Source organism: Nocardia arthritidis NBRC 100137 (genome assembly GCF_001612765.1).
Classification (GTDB): Bacteria; Actinomycetota; Actinomycetes; order Mycobacteriales; family Mycobacteriaceae; genus Nocardia; species Nocardia arthritidis.
On sequence record NZ_BDBB01000025.1, the window covers coordinates 68,329 to 93,529 of the forward strand.

Annotated in this window: 21 protein-coding genes and 1 tRNA gene; 13 read left to right on the forward strand and 9 right to left on the reverse strand. The window is 70.0% G+C overall.

Translation table 11 applies throughout. The annotated features are described in order from the left end of the window. Positions 1-55: 55 nt before the first annotated feature. Positions 56-547, forward strand: coding sequence for an Lrp/AsnC family transcriptional regulator (locus tag NA8_RS19245; RefSeq protein ID WP_063051813.1), 492 nt, complete (start codon positions 56-58; stop codon positions 545-547). 67 nt (positions 548-614) lie between these two features. Further along, the gene (locus NA8_RS19250) at positions 615-1,421 is read left to right on the forward strand and encodes an SDR family NAD(P)-dependent oxidoreductase (RefSeq protein ID WP_063051757.1); all 807 of its coding nucleotides are present in this window, start codon (positions 615-617) and stop codon (positions 1,419-1,421) included. Between the two features lie 6 nt (positions 1,422-1,427). On the opposite strand, the gene NA8_RS19255 is transcribed toward NA8_RS19250, so the two are convergent. Continuing rightward, positions 1,428-2,627, reverse strand: coding sequence for a benzoate/H(+) symporter BenE family transporter (locus NA8_RS19255; RefSeq protein ID WP_063051758.1), 1,200 nt, complete (start codon positions 2,625-2,627; stop codon positions 1,428-1,430). Positions 2,628-2,812: 185 nt separating this feature from the next. Between NA8_RS19255 and NA8_RS19260 the strand changes: the two genes are divergently transcribed. Continuing rightward, a complete protein-coding gene (locus NA8_RS19260) occupies positions 2,813-3,619 on the forward strand; it encodes a sulfurtransferase (RefSeq protein WP_063051814.1) in 807 nt (268 codons plus the stop codon). A gap of 18 nt (positions 3,620-3,637) precedes the next feature. Here the strand turns inward: NA8_RS19260 and NA8_RS19265 are convergent, their stop codons facing one another. Further along, a complete protein-coding gene (locus tag NA8_RS19265; RefSeq protein ID WP_063051759.1) occupies positions 3,638-4,000 on the reverse strand; it encodes a hypothetical protein in 363 nt (120 codons plus the stop codon). Between the two features lie 149 nt (positions 4,001-4,149). Between NA8_RS19265 and NA8_RS19270 the strand changes: the two genes are divergently transcribed. The 3 genes from NA8_RS19270 to NA8_RS19280 all read left to right on the forward strand — a co-directional run bounded on the left by NA8_RS19270 (position 4,150) and on the right by NA8_RS19280 (position 8,788). Then, positions 4,150-6,966, forward strand: coding sequence for a DEAD/DEAH box helicase (locus NA8_RS19270; RefSeq protein ID WP_063051760.1), 2,817 nt, complete (start codon positions 4,150-4,152; stop codon positions 6,964-6,966). Then, positions 6,963-7,730, forward strand: coding sequence for an SWIM zinc finger family protein (locus tag NA8_RS19275; RefSeq protein ID WP_063051761.1), 768 nt, complete (start codon positions 6,963-6,965; stop codon positions 7,728-7,730). The genes NA8_RS19270 and NA8_RS19275 overlap by 4 nt, the downstream gene beginning before the upstream one ends. 260 nt (positions 7,731-7,990) lie before the next feature. Next, entirely contained in the window at positions 7,991-8,788 is a 798-nt protein-coding gene (locus tag NA8_RS19280; RefSeq protein WP_281199083.1) for a helical backbone metal receptor, read from the forward strand. Here NA8_RS19280 and NA8_RS19285 read toward each other — a convergent pair. The 3 genes from NA8_RS19285 to icmF all read right to left on the reverse strand — a co-directional run bounded on the left by NA8_RS19285 (position 8,773) and on the right by icmF (position 13,724). Then, positions 8,773-9,180 carry a DUF3224 domain-containing protein gene (locus NA8_RS19285; RefSeq protein WP_063051815.1) on the reverse strand — a complete coding sequence of 136 codons (408 nt, stop codon included), beginning with the start codon at positions 9,178-9,180 and terminating at the stop codon, positions 8,773-8,775. The genes NA8_RS19280 and NA8_RS19285 overlap by 16 nt on opposite strands. A 59-nt stretch (positions 9,181-9,239) precedes the next feature. Then, on the reverse strand, positions 9,240-10,310 hold the full coding sequence (locus NA8_RS19290) for an amidohydrolase family protein (RefSeq protein WP_063051763.1): 1,071 nt from the start codon (positions 10,308-10,310) through the stop codon (positions 9,240-9,242). Positions 10,311-10,505: 195 nt separating this feature from the next. Beyond that, a complete protein-coding gene (gene icmF / locus NA8_RS19295) occupies positions 10,506-13,724 on the reverse strand; it encodes a fused isobutyryl-CoA mutase/GTPase IcmF (RefSeq protein WP_063051764.1) in 3,219 nt (1,072 codons plus the stop codon). A 278-nt stretch (positions 13,725-14,002) separates the two neighbouring features. Here icmF and NA8_RS19305 point away from each other — a divergent pair, with 278 nt between their 5' ends. From NA8_RS19305 to NA8_RS19330, 6 genes are all read left to right on the forward strand, one after another. Next, a complete protein-coding gene (locus NA8_RS19305) occupies positions 14,003-14,986 on the forward strand; it encodes a DUF2157 domain-containing protein (protein ID WP_063051766.1) in 984 nt (327 codons plus the stop codon). Positions 14,987-15,098: 112 nt separating this feature from the next. After that, entirely contained in the window at positions 15,099-16,598 is a 1,500-nt protein-coding gene (locus NA8_RS19310; RefSeq protein ID WP_063051767.1) for a CoA-acylating methylmalonate-semialdehyde dehydrogenase, read from the forward strand. A 5-nt stretch (positions 16,599-16,603) separates the two neighbouring features. Further along, positions 16,604-17,743, forward strand: a complete 1,140-nt coding sequence (locus NA8_RS19315; RefSeq protein WP_063051768.1) for an acyl-CoA dehydrogenase family protein — start codon at positions 16,604-16,606, stop codon at positions 17,741-17,743. After that, entirely contained in the window at positions 17,740-18,819 is a 1,080-nt protein-coding gene (locus NA8_RS19320; protein WP_063051769.1) for an enoyl-CoA hydratase/isomerase family protein, read from the forward strand. The genes NA8_RS19315 and NA8_RS19320 overlap by 4 nt, the downstream gene beginning before the upstream one ends. Continuing rightward, complete coding sequence (gene mmsB, locus NA8_RS19325; protein ID WP_063051770.1) at positions 18,819-19,718, forward strand: 3-hydroxyisobutyrate dehydrogenase; 900 nt, start codon at positions 18,819-18,821, stop codon at positions 19,716-19,718. Before NA8_RS19320 ends, mmsB begins: the two co-directional genes overlap by 1 nt. Continuing rightward, the gene (locus tag NA8_RS19330; RefSeq protein ID WP_063051771.1) at positions 19,715-20,536 is read left to right on the forward strand and encodes an enoyl-CoA hydratase; all 822 of its coding nucleotides are present in this window, start codon (positions 19,715-19,717) and stop codon (positions 20,534-20,536) included. The genes mmsB and NA8_RS19330 overlap by 4 nt, the downstream gene beginning before the upstream one ends. Positions 20,537-20,585: 49 nt before the next feature. On the opposite strand, the gene NA8_RS19335 is transcribed toward NA8_RS19330, so the two are convergent. After that, positions 20,586-21,632, reverse strand: a complete 1,047-nt coding sequence (locus NA8_RS19335; protein ID WP_063051772.1) for an Hsp70 family protein — start codon at positions 21,630-21,632, stop codon at positions 20,586-20,588. 125 nt (positions 21,633-21,757) lie between these two features. After that, a complete protein-coding gene (locus NA8_RS19340) occupies positions 21,758-22,309 on the reverse strand; it encodes a MarR family winged helix-turn-helix transcriptional regulator (RefSeq protein ID WP_063051773.1) in 552 nt (183 codons plus the stop codon). A 114-nt stretch (positions 22,310-22,423) separates the two neighbouring features. Between NA8_RS19340 and NA8_RS19345 the strand changes: the two genes are divergently transcribed. After that, positions 22,424-22,498, forward strand: a tRNA-Cys gene (locus NA8_RS19345). Between the two features lie 100 nt (positions 22,499-22,598). On the opposite strand, the gene NA8_RS19350 is transcribed toward NA8_RS19345, so the two are convergent. Together NA8_RS19350 and NA8_RS19355 are read right to left on the reverse strand one after the other, a co-directional pair. Continuing rightward, positions 22,599-23,651, reverse strand: a complete 1,053-nt coding sequence (locus NA8_RS19350) for an ABC transporter ATP-binding protein (RefSeq protein WP_063051774.1) — start codon at positions 23,649-23,651, stop codon at positions 22,599-22,601. Beyond that, the gene (locus tag NA8_RS19355) at positions 23,648-25,201 is read right to left on the reverse strand and encodes an ABC transporter permease (protein WP_063051775.1); all 1,554 of its coding nucleotides are present in this window, start codon (positions 25,199-25,201) and stop codon (positions 23,648-23,650) included. The genes NA8_RS19350 and NA8_RS19355 overlap by 4 nt, the downstream gene beginning before the upstream one ends.

Sequence of the window (25,201 nt, forward strand, 5' to 3'; positions counted from 1 at the left end):
GTGGATGAGCAGAATGCTCAATTGCGACCTGCGGCAGGATGTCATACTGCGTGGTATGACCAGAGAAAACGCCGGCGTGAGCCTGGACGCCACCGACGCCAGGCTGTTACTGGAACTGGTCGCCAATCCCCGGGCGACGGGCGTCGAGCTGGCCGCGCGGCTCGGCCTGTCCCGCAACACCGTGCAGGCCCGGTTGTCCCGCTGGGAGGCCGGGGGCGTGCTGGGCAGCTTCGAGCGGCGTGTCGAACCGCGCGCGCTCGGCTATCCGCTCGCGGCGTTCGTCGCGGTCGTCGTCGACCAGCACCGCCTGGACTCCGTGGTGGACGAACTCGCCGAGGTGCCCGAAGTGACCGAGGTATGCGGCATGACCGGGCTCACCGATCTCACGGTGCGCGTGGTCGCCCGGGACGCCGACGACTTGTATCGCATCGCCGGGCAGATCCTCAAGATTCCCGGCGTCGAGCGCACCAACATGGCGCTGGTGATGCGCGAACTGGTGGGTCCGCGCACCGCTCCGCTGCTGGACCGCCTGGCGAAATCGAGCTGAGGCCTCGGTACGAGGTGGTCGGCGGATTCCCGGCAGAGCCCCGGTGACGCCCCGCTAGGGTGCGGGAATGGAGATTTCGGGCAGAGTTGCCATTGTCACGGGGGCGGGCGCGGGGATCGGGGCGGCTTTGGCCGCCCGGCTCGTCGCCGCCGGTGCGCGCGTGGTGCTCGCCGACCTCGACGAGGCGAGTGCGGTGCGGGTCGCGGAGTCGCTCGGGCCCGGCGCGGTCGCGGTCGGCGGGGATGTGGCGGATGAGGCGGTGATCCGTACTCTGATCGATCGCGCCGAGGCGGAGTTCGGTCCGGTCGACGTGTACTTCGCGAACGCGGGCATCGGCGGCGGCGCGGGGCTGGACAGCACCGACCAGCAGTGGGCGGAGGCGCTGGAGGTCAACGTCATGGCCCACGTGCGCGCCGCGCGGCTGCTGGTGCCCGGATGGCTGGCGCGGGGCGGCGGCTACTTCGTCGCCACGGCGTCGGCTGCGGGCTTGCTCACCCAGCTCGGATCGGCGCCCTACGCGGTGTCCAAGCACGCGGCCGTCGGTTTCGCCGAATGGCTTTCGGTCACCTACGGCAACCGGGGGGTCCGGGTGAGCTGCGTGTGCCCGATGGGCGTGGACACGCGACTGCTGCACGGCGGCCTCGTTCCGCCGGAGCACGCCGCCGAGGCGGAACTCGCGGTGAAGGCCGTCACCAGCGCGGGCGCGGTGCTGTCCCCGGAGGAGGTCGCCGAGATCGTGCTCGCCGGGGTGGCCGACGAGCGCTTCCTGATCCTCCCGCATCCCGAGGTGCTGAAGATGTACCGCCACAAGGGTTCCGACTACGATCGCTGGCTCGACGGAATGCGCCGCTTCCAGGCCGCCCTGACCGAGTAGCGCGCCCTAGCGCAGGACCTTTCGCACGATCAACCCCGCGAGCAACGCCCAGAAGGCGGCGCCGATGCCGGCGAAGCCGACCCCGGAGGCGGCGATCAGGAAGGTCACGACGCCCGCCTCGCGGTGCTCGGAGCGCAGTGCCGCCCCGAGGGCCGCGGCCAGGGTCGCCAGCAGCGCGAGACCGGCGACGGTTTCCAGCGTGCCCGCCGGAGCGGTCGCGATCAGCGTGACCAGCGCGGCCGAGCCCAGCGCGAGCAACAGATACGACACGCCCGCGGTGAACGCGGCGATCCAGCGCCGCTTCGGGTCCGGATGCGCCGCGGGGGCCGCCGAGAGCGCGGCGCTGATGGCGGCGAGATTGATCGCGTGTCCGCCCGCGGGCGCACCGATGACGGTGCCGAGTCCGGTGACGGTCATCGCCGCGCGCCAGGGCACCCGGTAGTCGAACGAGGCCAGCACCGCGGTGCCGGGGATGTTCTGCGACGCCATGGTGACGATGTAGAGCGGGACCGCGACGCCGATCAACGCCTGCCAGCTCCAGTGCGGCAGCGTCAGTTCCAGCCGGGGCGCCATCGCGCCGACGTCGAGGCGCCGGTGCCCCGCCGCGATGCTGATCGCGGCGCAGGCCGCGGCGGTCACGAAGGCGGCGATCACGGCCCAGCGCTGGGCATACCGTTGCAGCACGAGCCAGACCAGGATCACCGGCGCCACCACCGCCGGACTCGTCTGCACCGCCCGGACCGGCGCCAGGCACAGCGGCAGCAGCACCCCGGCCAGCATGGCCTGCGCTATCTCGACGGGGATCGCCGCCACCAGCCCGCCCAGCCGCTGCCACAGTCCGGTGACCACGATCAGCGCTCCGGCCATCACGAACGCCCCGATCGCGGCGGGCCAGCCGCCTTCCACCGCGCCCGCCCCCGCCAGCAGCGCCGCGCCCGGCGTGGACCAGGCCAGCGTGATCGGCATCCGGTAGCGGTAACTCAGCGCCATCATGCCGATCGCCAGCGTGACGCACAGCGCGAGCAGGCCCGACGCGGCTTGCGCGGGGCTCGCCCCCACCGCGGTCAACCCGCTCAGCACCACGGCGAACGAGCTGGTGAAACCGACCAGCGCGGTCACCATGCCCGCGCTGATCGCCGGCGCCGGTCCGGCCGGCGACCGTTCGGGCGCCGGTGTCGCGGTGGCTGCGGCGGAAACGTTCGACATCGGTCGGATATTGCCGCTGGTCACGAGGGTGTGTCGCCTGCCAGTGCCGCGAAACTGGACTGACTTGGACCGGACGGTGGCACGCGAGGCGAGAGTACGGCGAAATCGGCACATCCGGTGCGTAGGGTGGGGGAGTCGGTGCGCGAGGACGTCATTCGGGACGAGGAGCTGAGTTGAGCGCGGTACTGATCTCACCGGAAGAGCTTCGGGAAGCGTTGGCGGACAAGCGGCTTCGGCTGCTGGATGTCCGATGGGCACTGGGCGACCCGGACGGCCCCCAGCACTATCTCGACGGCCATATTCCCGGTGCGGTGTTCGTCGACCTGGAGACCGAACTGGCCGCGCCGCCGTCACCCGCGCGCGGCAGGCATCCACTGCCGGATCTCGCGCAACTGGAGAAGTGCGCGCGCAGCTGGGGTCTGCGCCAGGGCGATCCGGTGGTCGTCTACGACGCCACCGGTGGCATGGCCGCCGCCCGCGCCTGGTGGCTGCTGCGCTGGGCGGGAGTCGCGGACGTGCGCATCCTCGACGGCGGACTGCCCGCCTGGGTGGACGCGGGCGGCTCCGTCGCGACCGGCGCCGAGCCCGACCCGGAGCCCGGAGATGTCGAATTGAGCCCAGGGCACCTGCCCGTGATCGACGCCGACGCGGCCGCTCGCTGGAAGGGCGTACTGCTGGATGCCCGCGCGAGCGAGCGCTTCCGCGGTGACGTGGAGCCGATCGACCCCCGCGCGGGGCACATCCCCGGTGCGCTCAGCGCCCCGACCGCCGACAATCTCGACGCCGAGGGGCGCTTCCGCGCGGTACCGGAACTGCGCGACCGTTTCGCCGGGTTCGGTTCCGGGCCGGTGGCCGTGTACTGCGGTTCCGGCGTCACAGCGGCGCACCAGGTGGCGGCGCTCGCCATCGTCGGTGTGGAGGCGGCGTTGTATCCCGGGTCGTGGTCGCAGTGGTCGAACGATCCGAAACGGCCGGTAGCGACAGGTAGCTGACCCGCCGCTGTAAAGGCACTACAGCCAGGCGCGCGCCAGGAGGCCGTCGTCGGTGACCTCGCTGGCGCGCGGCGGGAACCGGGTGGCCGCGATCGACTCGATATGCGTTCCGTCGTGCCCGATCACCCACGAGCCGCCGCGCTCTTCGCATTCGGCGAGTTTGGCGAAGGTGGTGAGCAGGAACGTGATCGCCTCGCGCGGGTCGGCGGTGTGGGCCAGCCGCTGGGATTCGCCGGGACGCGACAGGTCCAGCCACACGCCGCACTGCCCGTCCAGCCGCATGCCGACGATCTTGTCGGCGTGCACGAAGGTGAATTTGCGCCGTTCCCACGCGGTCGTCGGTGTGAAGCTCTGCTCGAGAACCTGGAGCAGAATTGTCATGCTGCTTCCTCCGCTTCGTTGACGCCGAGCTGCGATTATTCTGCGATGACCTGCGGATATTCCAGTATGTTCCGGTATCGCGCAGAAATCCACAACGCTCGGGCCGCGGTGTGCGCGGTCGTGTCGGAGCCGCCTGCTTGGATGGGGTGATGCTGCACGGACTGTGGTCGCCGGGATCCGGGTTGCTGCTCTGGCACGACGCACCGGTCGCCGCGACGTCCGCGGAGTTGCCCGATCCGCTGGGCCGCGTGCTGCGGGCGTCGAAGTTCCGGCACCGTGCCGAGGTCCTGGTCGTCGCGAACGGCGTCGCCGGTACCGAGCAGGTCCGCGCGCACGCGCTGGCCCCGGTCGCGGCGGCGGAGGCCCTCCGGCAGCGGTTGCCCGTGGAGTTGGTGTCCGGGGATCTGCGTTACCTCGCGCACGTCGCCCGTGGCATCGAACGCTGGGTGCGCGCCGGGCGTGTCGTGCCGGATCTGCGCAGGGAGGACGGCCAGTGGTGGGTGCGCTGGCGGTTGGTCGGCGGGGAGCGGCAACGAGCCTGGCTGGCCGAACTGGCGGTCGCCATGCCGGAGGCGCTGCGGGTGGCCGGGCGTCCGGTCGCGCTGCTCGACGACATGGTCACCGAACTCACCGATCCGATCGCCCGGTCACTGGCCGAACCGCCGGACTCGCCGCATCCCCTGGTGGCCGCCCTGGTCGGCGACACTCCGCTGGACAACGGCAGCTATCAGGTCGCCGAGGTGCTGGAGCGCTGGCGGGCCAGCCTGACCGGCGACGAGCCGGAACTGGTGCTGCGGCTGCTGGAACCGGACGGCGAACTCGGCCTCGCCGACGAATCGGTGGCGCTGTGGCGGCTGGAGGTCTGCCTGCGCCTGACCGGTGAGGCGCCCAGAACGGTTCCGCTGCACGAAGATCCGAATCTGGTGCGGATCGCGGGGGACAAGCTCGGGGCGGCCGGGCGCGCGTATCCGAGGTTGCGTGATCTGCCGAGCGATCCGCGCAGCATGGATCTGCTGCTGCCCACGGAAGTGGTGCTCGATCTGGTCGCGCACGGTGCGAATGCCCTGCACGCCGCGGGAGTCCGGTTGCTGCTGCCGCGCGCCTGGAGTGTCGCGGAGCCGAGCATGCGGCTGCGGGTGGACAGCGCGGTGCCCGCCGCGCAGAGCACGGTCGGTCTGCGCGGCCTGGTGTCCTACCGCTGGGAGCTGGCGCTGGGCGACATGGTGTTGACCCGGGCCGAGATGGAACGCCTGGTGCGCGGCAAGTCCGATCTGGTCCAGCTGCGCGGTCAGTGGGTGCAAGCCGATCACAAGGCGCTGGCCGCCGCGGCCCGGTATGTCGCCGCGCATGCCGACGACTCACCGGTCACCTTCGCGGACATGCTCGGTGAGATCGCGGTCTCCCGGGTGCCGCAGGTGCCGATCACCGAGGTCACGGCCTCGGGATGGGTGGAGGACCTGCTCGATCGCACGCGCGAGCCCGAAACGCTCGCCCCGCCCGTCGGCCTGAAGGCCCAGCTGCGCCCCTACCAGGAACGCGGCCTGGCCTGGCTGGCCACCATGAGCAGGATGGGGTGCGGCGCGATCCTGGCCGACGACATGGGCCTGGGCAAGACGGTCCAGGTGCTCGCCCTGCTGGTCCACGAGCGCGAGACCGCCTCCGAGCCGGAGCGACCCGGCCCGACCTTGCTGGTGTGCCCGATGTCGGTGGTCGGCAACTGGCAGCGCGAAGCGGAACGGTTCGCGCCCGACCTGCGGGTGTGGGTGCACCACGGTGCGGGACGGCGGGCAGGCGCCGATCTCGACGAGACGGTCGCCGCCGCGGATCTGGTGGTCACCACCTACGCGCTGCTCGCGCGCGACGCCGAGGAACTCGGCAGACAGGATTGGGACCGCGTGGTCCTGGACGAAGCGCAGCACATCAAGAACGCGGGAACGCGGCAGGCGCGGGCGGCGCGGTCGCTGCCCGCGCGGCATCGGCTGGCGCTGACCGGCACTCCGGTGGAGAACCGGTTGGAAGAGCTGCGCTCCATCATGGATTTCGCGATGCCGAAGGTGCTCGGCAGCGCCCAGTCGTTCCGCGCCCGCTTCGCGGTGCCCATCGAGCGCGAACGCGACCAGAACGCGATCAGCCGCCTGCGCTGGCTCACCCAGCCGTTCGTGCTGCGCCGGGTGAAGACCGACCCCACGGTGATCAGCGACCTGCCGGAGAAACTCGAGATGACCGTGCGGGCCAACCTCACCGTCGAGCAGGCCGCCCTCTACCAGGCGGTCGTGGACGACATGCTGGCCAAGATCAAGGACGCCAAGGGTATGGCGCGCAAAGGCGCCGTGCTCGGTGCGCTCACCCGGCTCAAGCAGGTGTGCAACCATCCCGCGCATTTCCTGGGCGACGGCTCGGGTGTGCTGCACCGCGGTGCGCACCGTTCCGGCAAACTCGCCCTCGTCGAGGATGTCGTGGACGCGGTGCTGGCCGACGGCGAGAAGGCGCTGCTGTTCACGCAATTCCGGGAATTCGGCGAACTGGTCGCGCCCTACCTGGCCGAACGGTTCGGCGCCGCGATCCCGTTCTTGCACGGCGGCGTGCCGAAGAAGAAGCGCGACGCGATGGTCACCGGATTCCAGGCGCCGGACGGCCCGCCGCTGATGCTGCTGTCGCTCAAAGCCGGCGGCACCGGGCTCAATCTCACCGCCGCCAATCACGTGGTGCACCTGGACCGCTGGTGGAATCCCGCGGTGGAGAACCAGGCCACCGACCGCGCCTTCCGGATCGGCCAGCGGCGCAATGTGCAGGTGCGCAAACTGGTCTGCGTGGACACGATCGAGGAGCGGATCGACGAGATGATCAACGGCAAGCGGCAACTCGCCGATCTGGCCGTGGGCGCGGGCGAGAACTGGATCACCGAGATGAGCACCGACGAACTGCGCGACCTGTTCACCCTCGGCGCGGCGGCGGTGGGCGAATGAGTCCTTTCGTCGACTACTCCGAGTACGGCAAGAAGCTGCCGGTGCGCGGTGGCGTGGAAGCTCGCAGCAGGCGCGGCGGCTTCGGGCGCACCTGGTGGGGCAAGGCGCTGGTGGAAGCGGTGGAGCGGATGGCGGAGCCCGGCCGGCTGGCGCGCGGCCGCAATTACGCCAGGTCCGGTCAGGTGGTGAACTACCGGATCGAGCCGGGGGCGGTGACGGCGGAAGTGCAGGGCAGTCAACCGCGCCCTTTCACCGCGGTGTTCACCGTGCGCCCGCTGCGCGAGGACGAACTCGAGGAACTCATCGAGACCATCCGCTCGGCTCCGGGCATGCTCGCCGAGATCGCCTCGGGCGCGTTGCCGAGCGGGCTGGGACCGGTGCTGTTGCCGAGCACCGCGGCGGAGCTGGATTTCACCTGCACCTGCCCGGACCCCGGCTGGCCGTGCAAGCACGTGGCGGCGGTCTGCTACCTGCTGGCCGAGCGGCTCGACGAACACCCGCGCGAGATCCTGACCCTCCGCGGCCTGGACCTGGACACCCTGATCGGCGGTATCGAACGCGAGCCGCGAGCGCCTGCTTCCGATGACCCCTACGGTGAGCGCATTCCACTGCCGGACCTGCCCGCGGTCGAATTCCGCCCGGCCCCTGAGGATCTGGATTCGATGCTGCTGCGCAAGGCGCTGCGGATGACCTCGGCCGACGAGACGACCGCCGCGACCGGGCTGCGCGAACTCACCGCGCTCTATCGGCTGTTCGACCGCTGACATTGGTGGGCACCCAGCGTCGGGGCTGTCGGTTACCGCCGGTCTGTCGGGGCGGGATCGATACCGGCGGAGCGAAGGGACCGGAGACTTCCCGACACCGGGTGCCGTTATCCAGTCTCGCGCAGCGGAACTCGGCACGGAACTGCCCCAGTGACGCCCGGACGCTGCCCTTGCGCCGAACTTGCCCAACGGTCGCCCCGGTCTCCTCCAGCCGGAAGAGAGCGCCGAGCAGCGCAGATCTCCTGTTATAGGCTGACCGTGTGGCAGGGAAGAGCCCAGCGTCCGGGTTGCCTCGCGACGACCTCGGTACCCCCGTGGACCTCCGCACACCCCCGCGCCGGGTGGTGTCGCTCGTTCCGTCGCTGACCGAGGCGGTGGCGCACACCTGCCCGGAAGTCCTGGTCGCCGCCACGCAATGGTGCACGCACCCCGCCGATCTGGCGGTCGAACGGGTCCGCGGGACCAAGAACCCGGATGTGCGGCGCATCATCGAACTCGCCCCGGACCTGGTGCTGTGCAACAAAGAGGAGAACCGTCGCATCGATGTCGAGCGGCTGCGCGCGGCCGGCGTCGCGGTGTGGGTCACCGAGGTGGAGACGGTCGACGAGGCCATGGTCTCGCTCACCCGGCTCTGCGTGGAGGTGCTCGGCGCCGGTGTTCCGGCATGGCTGGCCGAAGCCGAATCCGCCTGGGCGCCACCGCCGCCCGAACCCGCCCGAGCCGCCGTCATTCCGGTCTGGCGCGATCCGTGGATGGTGGTCGGCCGGAACACGTTCACCGGGGACATCGCGCACCGCCTGGGCCTGCGGCTGGTGCATGCCGATCGGCCCGATCGCTATCCGCGCCTCACCGAGGCCGAGCTGACCGTGGGCGTCGACCTCGCGGTGCTGCCCGACGAGCCGTATGTCTTCACCGGAGATGATGGGCCCGAGGCGTTTCCGGATATCCCGGTCGCGCTGGTGGAGGGCCGGGCCCTCACCTGGTACGGGCCGTCCCTGGCGACCGCGCGCGGCACGCTCACCGCGCAACTCGCCCGGGCGGCTCAACCCAGGTCGTAGTCGAACCAGATGTGGTGCGTGCCGTCGGCGTCCACGCCGATTCCGCCCGTGCCCGTGATGCCCACGAGGTCACCGGTGCCGCTGTGCGGGACGATCACGCAGAACTCGTTCGTGCGGTCCGCGCCGGTGGTGCTCGCGACGTGCAGGAAGTTGAAGGTGCCCGCGGCACCGTCGAGCGCGCCCTCGAACGACTCCATCGCCGTGTAGCTTCCCACGCCCGTGGCCTGGTCGAACGCGGCGGTGAAGATCGTGGAGGAGCGGCCGTCGATCGCGCCGGCGAACTGCTTGGTGATGAGGGCGACGCCGACCGGCAGCGCGGTAGCGATGGTGGGATCGGGCACCACCTCGGTCGGGACGAAATTGCTCACAGAGAAGGTGCCGGTAACTTTCACGCGGCCGATGGTAACCACGGGCACCGACATGATCGACGGTCCCGGTCGCCGGTTCTGGTTCAGTCCGCGATCCGGTAGACGCGCTGGGCGGTGGTCCGGAAGACCTGCTCCAATTCCGTCCGTCCGCCGCCGTGGCCGGTGACGGCGGTAGCGATCGCCTCGATGCTGTTGCCGATGCTGGTGACCGGCTTGTCCACGGGAAAGTTCGAGCCCCAGATGAGACGGTCCGCGCCGAAGACGTCCAGCGCGTGCTCGACCAGCGGGCCGATCCGGTCGAGCAGGTGCCCCGTGGGCGTCGGCGTGCCCCTCGGCGGGATCGGGTGGCCCAGGATCGGCATCATCAGTCCGCTCACCTTCGCGCTCACGTTCGGGCGCGCGGCCAGTGCGGCGAGATCGTCGCGCCACCGCACCAGCAGCTGCCTGCGCAGGCCGGGATTGGTACCGGTGTGTTTGCCGACCGCGCCGAAGATGCCCGCGGGGGTCCCGAGGTGGTTCAGCACGATCGGCACCTCGGGATAGCGTTCGGCCAGCGCCGTGACGTCCGGAATGGCGTGCGAGTACACCCACGCTTCGAACGAGAGGCCGCGCTCGGCCAGCCGCGCGAAGCCGTCCAGGAATTCCTTGGTGGTGAGCTTGCCGGGCGCGTCGGTGAACGATCGCACGCCCGGATCGGGATGGTGGGCGACCATGGTGCGGACACCGCGCAGCAGCGGTGACGCGGCCGCGTGCGCGTCGAGCAGCTGCGCGAACGCCGGGTCGGCCGGGTCGCCGCCCGCGAGGATCGCGCCGAGCCGCGGGGCCGCCTCCAGTGGCAGCCCGGCCACCCAGGCGGTTTCCCCGGCTTTCCCCAGCGGTCCCCGCTGCGACCATTCGACCTCGATGTGCGCGATCACCTCGATGGGCGCGTTGCCGGCGTCGGCGCGGTAGTCGAACGGGAGGTAGGGCCGCAGGTAGGCGGCCGGATCTCCGACGAACTCGCGGTCGCGCCGCGGTGCGAGGCGCTTGGCCGCGTCCACCGGGACCGGCAGCAGCCGGAACAGCTTCGCCAAGGCGCTGAAATCTCGCGGTGTGGTGAACGGATCCCACTGGTGGATGTGTGCGTCGATGATCCGAATACCCGAGAGCTCCATGTCTGCCATCCCAACCGCGCCGAAGGTTTGCTCGGCGATTGTCACATGCCCCGCACACGGCGGGCCCGTTATCCGCGGGAGCCGCCCCGCGCGGCGGCACCGGCCGGATTCACGGTGCCCGCCCGGGTCCCTCGCGCGAGCCGGGCCTAGCGGCCGATGCGGGCGCACCGGCTCGAGGTGCGTGCGGCGACCGGCTCACACGTTGCGGCGGTACTGCCCGCCGACGGTGAAGAACGTGTCGGTGATCTGCTGCAACGTGCACACCCGGGCGGCCTCCATCAGCACCTCGAAAATATTGTCGTCGGTGCGGGCGACCGCTTCGAGCCGGGCGAGTGCGGCATGGGCGCTGTCCCGGTTGCGCTGCTGGAACTCGCGCACCCGCCGCAGCTGCGACTGCTTCTCCGCTTCGGTGCCGCGTGCCAGCTCCAGCTCCCGGTGCGGCTCGTCGTGGGAGTTGCGGAAGGTGTTCACCCCGATGATCGGCAGCGAACCGTCGTGCTTGCGCTGTTCGTAGCGCATCGATTCGTCCTGGATCTTGCCGCGCTGGTAGCCGGTCTCCATCGCGCCGAGCACGCCGCCGCGTTCGCTGATCCGCTCGAACTCGGCCAGCACGGCCTCCTCGACCAGATCGGTGAGCTCGTCGATCAGGAAGCTGCCCTGCAGCGGGTTCTCGTTCATCGCGACCCCCCACTCCCGATTGATGATGAGCTGGATGGCCAGGGCGCGGCGCACCGATTCCTCGGTCGGGGTGGTGACCGCCTCGTCGTAGGCGTTGGTGTGCAGGCTGTTGCAGTTGTCGTAGATCGCGATCAGCGCCTGCAGTGTGGTGCGGATGTCGTTGAAGTTCATCTCCTGCGCGTGCAGCGACCGGCCGGAGGTCTGGATGTGGTACTTCAGCTTCTGCGACCGCTCGTTGGCGCCGTAGCGGTCCCGCATGGCGACGGCCCAGATGCGGCGGGCCACCCGGCCGATCACCGAATACTCCGGGTCCATCCCGTTGGAGAAGAAGAACGACAGGTTCGGCGCGAAGTCGTCGATGTGCATGCCGCGCGCGAGATACGCCTCCACATAGGTGAAGCCGTTGGCCAGGGTGAATGCCAGCTGGCTGATCGGGTTCGCACCCGCCTCGGCGATGTGGTAGCCGGAGATCGACACCGAATAGAAATTGCGCACGCCGTTGCGCACGAACCATTCCTGGATGTCGGCCATCATGCGCAGGCTGAACTCGGTGGAGAAGATGCAGGTGTTCTGGCCCTGGTCCTCCTTGAGGATGTCGGCCTGCACCGTGCCGCGCACCGTGGCCAGGGTGCGGGCGCGCAGGTCGGCGGCCTCGGTGTCGGTCGGCGGGCGCCCCTGCTCCGCCGCGAAGCGGTCCAGCGCCTGATCGATCGCGGTGTTCAGGAAGTAGGCCAGGATGGTCGGCGCGGGGCCGTTGATCGTCATCGACACCGAGGTGGTCGGCGCGGTCAGATCGAAACCGTCGTAGAGCACCTTCATGTCGTCGAGCGAGGCGATCGACACGCCGGACGTGCCGACCTTGCCGTAGATGTCGGGGCGCTCGGCGGGATCGTGGCCGTAGAGCGTCACCGAATCGAAGGCCGTGGAAAGCCTTTTCGCGTCGGAATGCTCGCTGAGCACCTTGAGCCGGCGGTTGGTGCGGAACGGGTCGCCTTCGCCCGCGAACATCCGCGCCGGATCCTCGTTGTCCCGTTTGAACGGGAACACCCCTGCGGTGAACGGGAACCACCCGGGCAGGTGCTCGGCGCGCAGGAAGCGCAGCAGCTCGCCGTGATCGGTGAAACGAGGTAAGGCCACGCGTGAAATGGAGTTGCCGGACAGAGTCTCCCGGCGCAGCGGAGTGTGGATCTCCCGATCTCGCACCCGGACCACTTGTTCCTCCCCGCGATAGGACTCGGCGAGGGCGGGCCACTCGGCCAGCAATGCGGCGTTGGCGGGCGTGAGGTCGGCGCGGGCGCTCTCGGCCAGTTCGGCGACGGCCGTGTCCGCGGGCAGTTCGGCCGCCACCTGCTCGAGGCGTTGCAGCCGTTGCGCGGCGGCGACCTGCGCCGCGGTCTCGGCGTGGTAGCCGCGCACGGTCTCGGCGATCTCGGCCAGGTAGCGCACCCGCGCGGGCGGGATGAGCTGGGCGAAGCGCGTGGACGTGCGGGTGTCCACCCGGGGCAGCGCGCCGGGCTCCAGCCGCAGGCCGTGGCCGGCCAGCAGGCCCGTCAGGTGCTGGTAGAGCGCGGTCACCCCGTCGTCGTTGAATGTCGCCGCGCTGGTGCCGAAGACCGGCATGTCCTCCGGTGCGGCATGGAACTCCTCGCGATTGCGGATCAACTGTCTGGCCACGTCACGCAGCGCGTCCGCGGCGCCGCGACGCTCGAACTTGTTGATCGCCACCACGTCCGCGTAGTCCAGCATGTCGATTTTCTCCAGCTGGGAGGCGGCGCCGAACTCGGGCGTCATCACGTACATCGACACGTCGACGTGGTCGGTCACCGCGGCGTCGCCCTGACCGATGCCGGGGGTCTCCAGGACGACCAGGTCGTAACCCGCTGCCTTGCAGGCCGTCACGATCAGATCGATATTGTCCGGTAGTTCGCGTCCACCGCGGGTGGCCAGCGAGCGGAAGAAGACGTGCTCGCCGTCGAGGGCGTTCATCCGGATGCGGTCGCCGAGCAGTGCGCCACCCCCGCGCCGCCGGGTGGGATCCACCGCGAGAATCGCCACCCGCACCTTGTCCTGCTGATCCGAACGCAGCCTGCGCACCAATTCGTCGGTGAGCGAGGATTTTCCGGAGCCGCCCGTCCCGGTGATGCCGAGCACCGGCACGGTGCGCGCCGCCGCGGCCTCGGCCAGCTTCCGCCGGTCGGCCTCCGGCAGCGCGTCCGCTTGCAGGCAGGTGATGGCGCGCGCCAAGGCGGCGCGTTCGCCGGAGAGCACCGCGTCCGGCACCGGCGGCTCGGTCGCGAGGTCGATGTCGCAGGCGCGGATCAACTGATTGATCATGCCGGGCAGGCCGAGTCGCTGTCCGTCCTCGGGAGAGAAGATGGTCACGCCGGATGCGGCCAGTCGCGCGATCTCCTCCGCCACGATCACGCCACCGCCGCCGCCGAAGATCCGCACGTGCTCGGCTCCGGCCTTCTTCAAGGCGTCGGCGAGGTATTCGAAGTACTCGACGTGGCCACCCTGGTACGAGCTGACCGCGACGCCCTGGGCGTCCTCGGTGAGCACGGCGTCGACCACCTCGCTGACCGAGCGGTTGTGGCCGAGGTGGATCACCTCCGCGCCCTGGCTCTGCAGGATGCGGCGCATGATGTTGATCGCCGCGTCGTGCCCGTCGAACAGGGCCGCCGAGGTGACGAAGCGAACGGGGTGGGTGGGCGCGTAGAGCGCGCTGCTGTCGGCCACGGGATTCCTCTCGGGATTCCATTGTCGCCCGATACTAGGACGTCAAACTAATCGTACGGTGACTGCGATCACATCGCCAGCGTCGCCGCCGGGTTGTCCGCGTCGCTGCCGCTGTGCCGGTTTCGGTCGACGGCCGGCGGATTTCGGCGGTGGTCGACGTTGAAGGCGTACCGGGCTGGGTGCCTTTCGCCGTGACGATCGGACGGTGGCACCCGTGCGCGATGCTCCGCTCCGGCCGATTGTGTTGTCAGGGCGGCCGACTCGGACATACTGGGCCCATGGTGAGCGACGACAGGGCGGAAGCCGCGTTGGGGCGGCTGGTCGCCGAGCGTGTGCTGACCCGCGACCAGGCCGACGCGGTGCTCGCGGCACTCGCCATCGAGCGGGCGGCGGTGGTGGCGCGTGGGAAGGTGCTCGCCGAAATCGCCTCCTACGTCGGAGCGGGCTTGCTGTTCGGCGGAATCGCCCTGGTGGCGGCCTCGTCCTGGGACGCGCTCGACCGGCCGGTCCGGGTGGGCGTGCTCGCCGTCGTGTCGGCGGGTCTGCTGTTCGCGGGTGTTCTGCTCGCCGGGGTGCCGACCGGCCGCACGAGCGCGCACAGTGCCCGCGCGAGGCTGGCGGCCGTGCTCTTCGCGCTCGGGTCCGTCGCGCTCGCCGGGTCCGTCGGCACCGCGCTCGAGAACGCGAGCACCGATGCCGCGTGGGTTTTCGCCTGTGCGGCGGGAGCGGGGATCGCCGTGCTCGGTTACCTCGCGCTGCCCTCGGTGATCGGAATGCTGGTCTGCGCCTGCTTCGTGCCCGCGGCCCTCGCGGGAATCCTCACCGAAGTGATCGGTCTCGACGACATCTGGGGCAGCATGGCGGTACTGCTGCTCGGTGGCGCGTGGTTCGCGCTGACCAGAATCGGCGCGCTGATCGACATTCGGGTGGGATACCTGATCGCGATCGTCACGTCCGTCGCGGCCGCGCAGAGTTTCGACATCGATGGCCGGACCTGGGCCTACGGGATCACGGCGCTGATCGCCGTGGTCTGCTTCGCGTTGTACGCGACCCAGCGGTCGGCGGTGCTCGTCGTCGGGGGCGGTGTGGCCATCGCGGTGGCGGCGGGGGAGGCGGTCTCGGAATGGACCGGCGATTCGCTCGGCGCGGCGGCGGTGGTCGTGGCGCTCGGCGCGATCACGCTCGGGGTGGGCGCGTTCCGGCTGGTGCGACCGCGGCGGGAGAAGGAAGCCGATCCGGTCGTTCCCCTGCCGAAGCGGTAGGCGTGGGATGAATCACATCGGCCTCCCGGCATTGCTGATACTTGGACGTCCAACTATAGGATGACCGCATACCGCACCGCGGTGTCCCGATCGCTACGAGAACAGGACTGGCATGGTTCGCGAACTCACCCATTTCATCGGCGGACAGCATGTGCCGGGCGCTTCCGGCAAGTTCGGCGACGTCTTCGACCCCAACCTCGGCCAGGTGCAGGCGCGGGTGCCGCTGGCGAGCAAATCCGAGGTCGAGGCGGTCATCGCGAACGCCGAGGCCGCGCAGCCGAAATGGGCCGCGTTCAACCCGCAGAAGCGGGCGCGCGTTCTCATGAAGTTCCTCACCCTGGTGCAGGACGAGATGGATTCGCTGGCGGCGCTGCTGTCCTCCGAGCACGGCAAGACCATCGCCGATGCCAAGGGCGACATCCAGCGCGGCCTCGAGGTGATCGAGTTCGCCGTCGGTATCCCGCACCTGCTCAAGGGCGAATACACCGAGGGCGCCGGCACCGGCATCGACGTGTACTCGATGCGCCAGCCGCTCGGCGTCGTCGCGGGCATCACCCCGTTCAACTTCCCGGCCATGATCCCGCTGTGGAAGGCCGGTCCCGCGCTGGCCACCGGCAACGCGTTCGTGCTCAAGCCCTCCGAGCGCGACCCGTCGGTGCCGCTGCGGCTGGCCGAGCTGTTCCTCGAGGCCGGTCTGCCCGCCGGTGTGTTCAATGTGGTCAACGGCGACAAGGAAGCCGTCGACACGCTGCTGCACGATCCGCGCGTCAAGGCCGTCGGCTTCGTCGGCTCCACCCCCATCGCGCAGTACATCTACGAGACCGCGACCGCGAACGGCAAACGCGCCCAGTGCTTCGGCGGCGCGAAGAACCACGCGATCGTGATGCCGGACGCCGATCTCGACGACGTCGCCGACCAGTTGATCGGCGCTGGCTACGGGTCCGCGGGTGAGCGTTGCATGGCCATTTCGGTGGCCGTCCCGGTCGGTGAGGAGACCGCCGACCGCCTGGTGGCCAAGCTGACCGAGCGGGTGCACAAGCTCAACGTCGGCCGTTCCGACGACCCGGGCGCCGATTACGGGCCGCTGGTCGGCCAGGACGGCGTGAACCGCGTGAACAACTACGTCCAGATCGGTGTAGACGAGGGCGCCGAGCTGGTGGTGGACGGACGCGGCCTGGTCGTGGAAGGCGCCGAGGACGGCTACTTCGTCGGCGCGACGCTGTTCGACAAGGTGACCCCGCAGATGCGGATCTACCGCGAGGAGATCTTCGGTCCGGTACTCACCGTGGTCCGCGCCAAGGACTACGAGGAGGGCCTGCGGCTGGCCAACGAGCACGAATACGGCAACGGCGTGGCGATCTTCACCCGCGACGGCGACACCGCCCGCGACTTCGCCGCGCGCGTGCAGGTCGGCATGGTCGGCATCAACGTGCCGATCCCGGTGCCGATCGCGTACTACACCTTCGGCGGATGGAAGCGTTCCGGCTTCGGCGACCTGAACCAGCACGGCCCGGATTCGATCCGCTTCTACACCAAGACCAAGACGGTGACGCAGCGCTGGCCCGCCGGGCTCAAGGAGAGCAACGCGTTCGTCATCCCGACGATGGACTGACCCGGATGTTCATCCTCGACGACGACGAGAAGGCGATCCGCGACACCGCGCGCGGCTTCGCCGACGAATTCCTCGCCCCCAACGCGCTGGAGTGGGACGAGCAGAAGCACTTCCCGGTGGACGTGCTGCGCAAGGCGGGCCCGCTCGGCCTCGGCGGCATCTACGTGCGCGAGGACGTGGGCGGTTCGGGCCTGCGCAGGCTCGACGCCGTGCGCATCTTCGAGCAGCTGGCCACCGGCTGCCCCGCCATCGCCGCCTACATCTCCATCCACAACATGGCGACGTGGATGATCGACCGCTACGGCGACGACGACCAGCGCGATCGCTGGCTGCCCCGGCTGACCGCGATGGAACTGCTGGCCAGCTACGCGCTCACCGAGCCCGCGGTCGGCTCCGACGCGGCGGCGTTGAGCACCAAGGCCGTTCGCGACGGCGACGACTACATCTTCAACGGCGCCAAGCAGTTCATCTCCGGCGCGGGCTCCACCGACGTCTACGTCGTCATGGCCCGGACCGGCGACGACGGTGCGCGCGGGATCTCCGCGTTCATCGTGCCCGCCGACACTCCCGGCATCTCCGTCGGCGCCAACGAGAAGAAGATGGGTTGGAACGCCCAACCGACCCGCCAGGTGATCTTCTCCGATGCCCGGGTCCCGGCGGCCAACCGGCTCGGCGCGGAGGGCGACGGCTTCCGCATCGCGATGAACGGTCTCAACGGCGGCAGGCTCAACATCGCCGCGTGCTCGGTGGGCGGCGCGCAGGCGGCGCTGGACAAGACGGTGCCTTATCTGGCCGAGCGGCAGGCGTTCGGCAAGCCGCTGCTGCGCAACCAGGCGCTGCAATTCGAACTCGCCGATATGCGTATCGAATTGGAGGCCGCCCGCACACTGCTGTGGCGGGCCGCCGCGGCGCTGGACGCCGACGCGCCGGACAAGGTGGAGCTGTGCGCGATGGCGAAGCGTTTCGCCACCGACGCCGGCTTCGAGGTGGCCAACAAAGCCCTGCAACTGCACGGCGGCTACGGCTACCTGACCGAGTACGGCGTGGAGAAGATCGTCCGGGATCTGCGGGTGCACCAGATCCTCGAGGGCACCAACGAAATCATGCGGGTGGTCGTCGCCCGCGCGCTGGTAGGAGCGGCATGAGCGGACAGACCACGAGTGAACCCGAGGTTCTTCTCGAACAGCGCGACGGGCTGGGCCTGATCACGCTGAACCGGCCCAGGGCCATCAACGCGCTGAATCACTCGATGGCCCTCGCCATCACCGACGCGCTGCGTACCTGGGCCGAGGACGACGCGGTGCGCACCGTCGTCGTCACCGGCGCGGGCGAGCGCGGCCTGTGCGCGGGCGGTGACATCGTCGCCATCCACGCCGACGCGAAAAGCGGCGCGACCAGCGCCGATTCGGCGACCGGACGGTTCTGGCGCGACGAGTACATCCTCAACGCCCTGATCGGCCGTTACCCGAAGCCATACGTGGTGATCATGGACGGCATCGTGATGGGCGGCGGCGTCGGCCTTTCCGGGCACGGCAGCCACCGCATCGTCACCGAGCGATCCAAGATCGGCATGCCCGAGGTGGGCATCGGCTTCGTCCCGGACGTCGGCGGCACCTATCTGCTCGCGCGCACCCCGGGTGAGATCGGCACGCACGTCGGGCTCACCACCGCGCGCATGAGCGCTGGTGACGCCATCGCCGCGAACTTCGCCGACTATTTCGTCGCCTCCGAGCATCTGCCCGCGCTGCTGGAGACGCTGCGCACGGAGAGCGCCGACATCGCGATCGCCAAGTTCGCCACGGACGCGCCGGAATCCGCGCTGGCCGCCGCGCAGGACTGGATCGACGACTGCTACGGAGCCGACTCCGTGGAGGAGATCGTCGCGCGGTTGCAGGCGCACGAGGCACCCGACGCGCGGGCGGCGGCCACCGAGATCCTGGCGAAATCTCCGGTCGCCCTGAAGGTCACGCTGCGTTCGCTGCGCGCGGCCCGCACCGCACCGAGCCTGGAGGCGGTGCTGAACGAGGAGTACCGGGTGTCCATCGCGTCGCTGTCGTCGCACGACCTGGTCGAAGGCATTCGCGCGCAGGTGATCGACAAGGACCGCAACCCCCGGTGGTCGCCCGCGACGCTCGAGGCGGTCCCGGACGCGCAGGTGGACGCATACTTCGCCGAGCTGGGCGATCGAGAGCTGGGTCTGCCGACCCAGGAGGTGGCGTGATGAGCAAGCGAATCGGTTTCCTCGGCCTCGGCCACATGGGCGCGCCGATGGCGGCCAACCTGGTGCGCGCGGGCTACGAGGTGCTCGCCTTCGACCCGGTGCCCGCGGCGCGCGAACAGGCCGAGCGCGACGGCGCGGTCGCGGTCGGCACGGCCACCGAGGCCGCCGCGGCCGACACCGTGATCACCATGCTGCCCAACGGCAAACTCGTCCTCGACGTGTACGCCGAACTGCTTCCGGCCGCGCCGCCGGGCACCTTGTTCATCGACTGCTCCACCATCGACGTGGCCGACGCCAAGACCGCGGCCGAACGCGCCACCGCCGCCGGGCACCGTGCGCTGGACGCGCCGGTTTCCGGCGGTGTCGCGGGCGCGGCGGCGGGCACGCTGACCTTCATGGTCGGCGGGGCCGCCGTGGATTTCGCCGCCGCCCTTCCGGTGCTCGAGGTGATGGGCGGCAAGGTCGTGCACTGCGGAGGCTCCGGCGTCGGCCAGGCGGCGAAGATCTGCAACAACATGCTGCTGGGCGTGTCGATGATCGCGCTGTCGGAGTCGCTGGTGCTGGGCGAGAAGCTGGGCCTGAGCCATCAGTCGTTCTTCGACGTGGTCTCCACCGCCTCCGGCCAGAGCTGGGCGTTGACCAGCTACTGCCCGGTTCCGGGCCCGGTGCCGACCAGCCCGGCCAACAACGACTACCGACCTGGTTTCGCCACCGCCCTGATGGCGAAGGACCTGGGTCTGGCCGCGAACGCTCTGCGCGAGAACAACATCGACGGGCAGCTCGGGTTGCTGGCCGCCGCGATCTACGACCGCTTCAACCAGACGGATGCCGGACGGGACTTCTCGGCTATCGTCACCGATATCCGTGACCGATCCGACCAAGAGGGTGCAGAAGGATGAACGCATCGCAGAGCGATTCCGTGGGCGGCCGGGCGACGGGTGGGCCCGACTTCGAGACGATTCTGCTGGAACGCAAGGGCCGGGTCGGCTGGATCACGCTGAACCGCCCGAAGGCGCTGAACGCACTGAACGCGCAGGTCCTCGACGACGTCATCGCCGCGCTCGACGAACTCGAGCACGATGACGAGATCGGGGCCATCGTGATCACCGGCTCGGAGCGGGCTTTCGCGGCCGGCGCCGATATCAAGGAGATGCAGCCCAAGTCGTACATGGACATGTTCATGGACGACTACTTCGCCCGCTGGGACCGGCTGGCGCAGTTCCGCAAGCCGACCATCGCCGCGGTGGCGGGCTACGCGCTGGGCGGCGGCTGTGAGCTGGCCATGATCTGCGACGTCCTGCTCGCGGCCGACACCGCGAAGTTCGGGCAGCCGGAGATCAAGCTGGGCGTGATCCCCGGCATCGGCGGCTCGCAGCGCCTGACCCGCGCGATCGGCAAGGCCAAGGCCATGGATCTGGTGCTCACCGGCCGCAACATGGACGCCGAGGAGGCCGAGCGGGCGGGGCTGGTCTCGCGCATCGTGCCCGCGGCGGAGCTGCTCGACACCGCGGCCGACGTCGCCGAGACCATCGCGTCGATGTCGCTGCCGGTCGCCATGATCGCCAAGGAAGCGGTGAACCGCTCGTTCGAGACGACGCTCGCCGAGGGGCTGCGCTTCGAACGCCGAGTGTTCCACTCGCTGTTCGCGATCGAGGATCAGAAGGAAGGCATGAGCGCCTTCGTCGAGAAGCGTCCGGCGAAGTTCACCAACCGCTGACCTCCGACCCGCCCGGCCGATCCCCTCGGCGGGGCGGGTTCGTCGCGAGTTATCCGAAGGGCCCCGATGTGGGCGCGACGATCTCCGCGGGCGGGGGCACCTTGTTGCCCTCCGGCGTCGGCGCGTCCTTCTCCGCGGCGAGCAGTCCGGCGATGGTGGCGCCCAGGGCGACGGTGACCGCGGCCGCCGCGATGAGTTTTCGCCGGTCGACGGCGACCGGGACGAGGGTGGCTCCGGCGCGCAGCCGGGCCATCCGCACGTCGCCGCCCCTTCGTTCGGCGGCGAGCAGCACGGCGCCGCGCGCGGAGACGAACTCGGGCTCGGGGTCGTAGACGATCGGCAGGTCGATCAGTTCCGCCAGTTCGGCGCGAATGCTCGGGCTGCGCGTGCAGCCGCCGAGCAGCACCATGGCTTCCGGCCGCACACCGGTCTCGTCGATGATCTGCCGCACGAACGACACCGAGTGATGGATGCCCGCCGCGCACAGTTCGGCCAGGTCGCTGCGGGTGACGACGGCCCGGTCGCCGGTGCCGTCGTCGATGGCTGTGACCACCCTGGCCTCGCTCAATTCCTCGCGGTGGCGCCGGATGGTCGGCGTGTCGGTGAGCACGCCGTCGCGGGCCAGCCGCCAGCGCAGCAGCGCGTCGTAGCCGTCGCCACCGAGCACCGTGCTGCGCTTGCTGGACAGGATCGCGTCGGTGCGGCAATCGACATGCGTGATGGTCAGCCCCGAGCTGCCCAGGTCGTAGAGGATCACCGATCCGCTGTCCGGCAGTTGCCCGGTGAAGCGCAGATAGCGCAGCTGGGCGAGGGGTTCGTCGACGATGGTCACGCCGCGGCCGCGCACGCCCGCGCGGATGGCGTCGGCGTGCAGCGGACAGCGGCACGTCACCGCCGTGCCCGAGATCAGCTCGTCACGCCGGTCGGCGGCGCCGTTCATCCGGCGGATCGCCTCGAAGACCGATTCCTCGACACCGCCGCCCGCCCGGCGCGGCACTTCGCAGCGATCGATCGGGGGTAGGTGTGGCTGATCGGAGTGTGTCAGCATCGCATGGGCGCCGCCAGCGCCCGCCGATACCCCCAAGACCAGCACCATGATTTACATGGTGGACCTTTTCGCTTCCGCTGCCAAGACGGCATGCCCGGCAATTCGCCGGTTGGATGCCCGATCGTCACCCGCCGGTCGGTCGCACCGGGTATGCGACCGACCGGTACGTCGAATCAGTCTATGGCCGTAGCCGACCAGCGCGCCGTTCCCTCCGCGGTGTCGAAGTCGCCCGCGGCGTGTCGGAATTCGGCGAGCAATTGCAGCAGAGTGTGCAGTCGTTCCGGGGGGAGTCCGGGGAGCGCGAAAACCTTCGCGTTGAGTTCCTCGGTCGCCTTCGCCACCAATTCCCGTCCGGCGTCGGTGATTTCGATCAGAGTAGCGCGCCGGTCGCTGGGATGCGGTACGCGCTCGACGAGCTTCGCCGCCTCCAGCCGGTCCACGGTGTTGGTGACGCTGGTGGGGTGCACCTGCAAGCGTGCGCTGGCCTTCGCCATCGGCAGCGCGCCGGTTTTGCTGAAATTGAGCAGCATGAGCAGCTCGTAGCGGGAGAAGGTCAAGCCGGTGGGTTTGAGCGCCTCGTCCACCCGCGCCATCACGATTTGCTGAGCCCGCACCAGTGACGTCACCGCGGCCATCCCGTCGGCGACATCTCCCCAGCCGTGGCCGACCCACTGGCGGTGGGCCTCCTCGATCGGGTCGTTCGGAAGCGGGCGTGGCCGAGACATGTTCCGATCATTCCATGCCGCCACGGCCGGACGGGGACATCCGACCAGGCTTCGGATCACCGTGAGCGCAATGGTAGGCCGGGACTACCCGCCGGGGGCACTATCTAGGGCGAGGCGGGCGTGGCTGAGTGGTTTAGGCAACGGTCTGCAAAGCCGTTAACGCGGGTTCGATTCCCGCCGCTCGCTCCAAGTGTCCTCGGTGCTCGGCTCGGTGCACGTCATCGCCGAGCCGAGCATTTCGAGGCACACCTCTACCCGGTACGCCGGGTTCCCCCTGCAGCGCGCCTTTTCAGGCGGCGTCGTTCGGTTCGGCGTACGCCACGCCCGTGCCGACCACTTCGAGTCGCACCCGCTGCCCGGTGACAGGGGCGGCGGCGCTGGCGCGGCGTACCCGGATGGGAGTGCTCGCGCCGTCCAGGTCGATGGTCAGGATGACATCGGCGCCACGGAAGTCGACGGCGCTGATCCGGCCGCTCTCCGACTCGTTCTCCGAAGCGATCTGGGCGACGAGCTGTTCCGGTCGCAGCATGACGGTGGCCGGTCCGCTCGCGGCGTTGTGCTGCACCGGAATCCGGCCCAGTGCGCACTTGGCCACATCGGCCTCGACCACCGCCTCCAGCAGCACGCAATCGCCGAGGAACCGGGCGGTGAACAGGTCCTTCGGCGCGGCGTAGACCTCCTCCGGCGTCCCGACCTGGGTGAAGCGTCCCTCCCGCATCACCGCGACCTGTTCGGCGAAACTCAGCGCCTCCTCCTGGTCGTGGGTCACCAGGATGCTGGTCATGCCCGCCTCGCGCAGCGTGTCGGCCACGGCCTGCCTGGTCGTGGCGCGCAAGCCCGCGTCCAGCGCGCTGAACGGCTCGTCCAGCAGCATCACCGACGGCTTGCGCGCCAGTGCGCGGGCCAGGGCCACGCGCTGCTGCTGGCCGCCGGAGAGCTGATGCGGCCGCCGGTCGGCGTAGGACGCGTGCAGCGACACCATCTCCAGCAGTTCGCGCACCCGCCGGTGGTTGCGGCGGGCCGAGCCGGGCAGGCCGTAGGCGATGTTCTGGCCGACGGTCAGATGCGGGAACAGCGCCCCGTCCTGGGCGACGTAGCCGATGTTGCGACGCTGCGGTGGCACCGAGACTCGTTCTCCGACAACGGTTTCCATCCCGATCGACACCGAACCGGTGTCCGGCGACTCGAATCCGGCGATCACGCGCAGCAGCGTGGTCTTGCCGCATCCGGACGACCCGACCACGGCGGTGGCGGTGCGGTTCGGCACGTCCAGGGTGATGCCACCGAGAACCCGGGTGTGACCGAAGGTCTTCGACACACCGGTGACGACAACGCGACTCATATCCCGGCCGCCTTCTGCGAGTTGGTGAACAGCAAGTACGTCATGGGCACGGCGGCGACGATCATGATCAGGGCGTACGGGGCGGCGGCGGCGTAATCCAACTCGCCGGACAGGCCCCAGAACCGCATCGCCAGCGTGCGAGTCCCGTTGGGCGCCAGCAAGAGGGTGGCGGTCAGCTCGGTGGCCACCGCGACGAACACCAGTGCGGCGGCGGCGGCCGCGGCCGGCGCCGCGAGACGCAGCGTGACCAGGAAGAACGTCGCGGGTGCCGACTTACCCAGCGAACGGGACGCCTCCTCCAAGCCGACCGGCACCTGGGCGAGCCCGGCCCGCACGCTGACCAGGGCACGGGGCAGGAACAGCAGGAGATAGGCGGCGATCACCATGCCCGCCGTCTGGTAGAGCGCGGGCGCCCAGCGGATCGTCACGGTCACCATGGCCAGCGCGATCACGATGCCGGGCAACGAGCTGGTGACGTAGTTGGCGCCCTCGACCAGCCGCGCGAACGCCGAGGTGGAACGCACCGCGATCCACGCCACCGGGAACGCGCACAGGGTGGTGAGCAGCGCGGCGACGGCCGCGAGGCCGACCGTCTGCCCGAGCGCGTCGCCGATGTCGCTGACATCCCACACCGCCGCTCCGCCGATGCGCAGCCAGCGCCCGATGGTCCACAGCGGCACGCCCAGCGCGGCCGCCGTCACCGCGACGAGCGCGGCCAGAACCGGTAACGTGCCCGAGCCCAACCGGATCCGGGCCGCGGCGCGCGGAGCGCCGCTGCCGATCCGCGCGTAGCGCGCCCGGCCGCGCAGTCCTGCCTCGGCTCCGAGCAGCGTCAGGCAGCACAGCACGAGCACACCGGCCAGCATGCTGCCCGCCGGACCGGCGAAGCTGGACTGGTACTGCTCGAAGATGGCCGTGGTGAACGTGTCGAACCGGACCATCACGAAGGCGCCGTACTCGGCGAGCAGATGCAGCCCGATGAGCAGCCCGCCACCGAGGATGGCCAAGCGCAGCTGCGGTAGCACGATCCGCGCGAATACCGCGACCGGCCCCGAGCCCAGCGCCCGTGCCGACTCCTCCACCGCCGGATCCAGGCGGCGCAGCGTAGCGGCGGCGGGCAGATAGGCCAGCGGGAAATAGGACATCGTGGAGATCACCACCCCCGCCCGAAGACCGTGCATGGTCGGGAAGACGCTGACCCAGGCGTAGCTGTTGACAAAGGCGGGCACCGCCAGCGGAGTCGCGAAAACCGGCCCCCACCACGACTTCCCCGGTACGTCGGTGCGTTCCACCACCCAGGCCAGCCCGACGCCGAGCGCCACGCAGATCGGCACGGTGCACGCCACCAGCGCGGCCGTATTACTCAGCAGCTCACCGACTCTGGGCCGGAACACCAGTTCTGCCGCCTGATCGACTCCAGTGGAGAAGACGGTCGAAACGATGTATCCGAGCGGCACGAATGTCGCCGCCACCAGCAGGAGGGCGACGCCCGTGACCACCGGCCCCGGTCTGCCGACCCGGGGCGCGGCGACGACGTTCCGGAGCGCCAC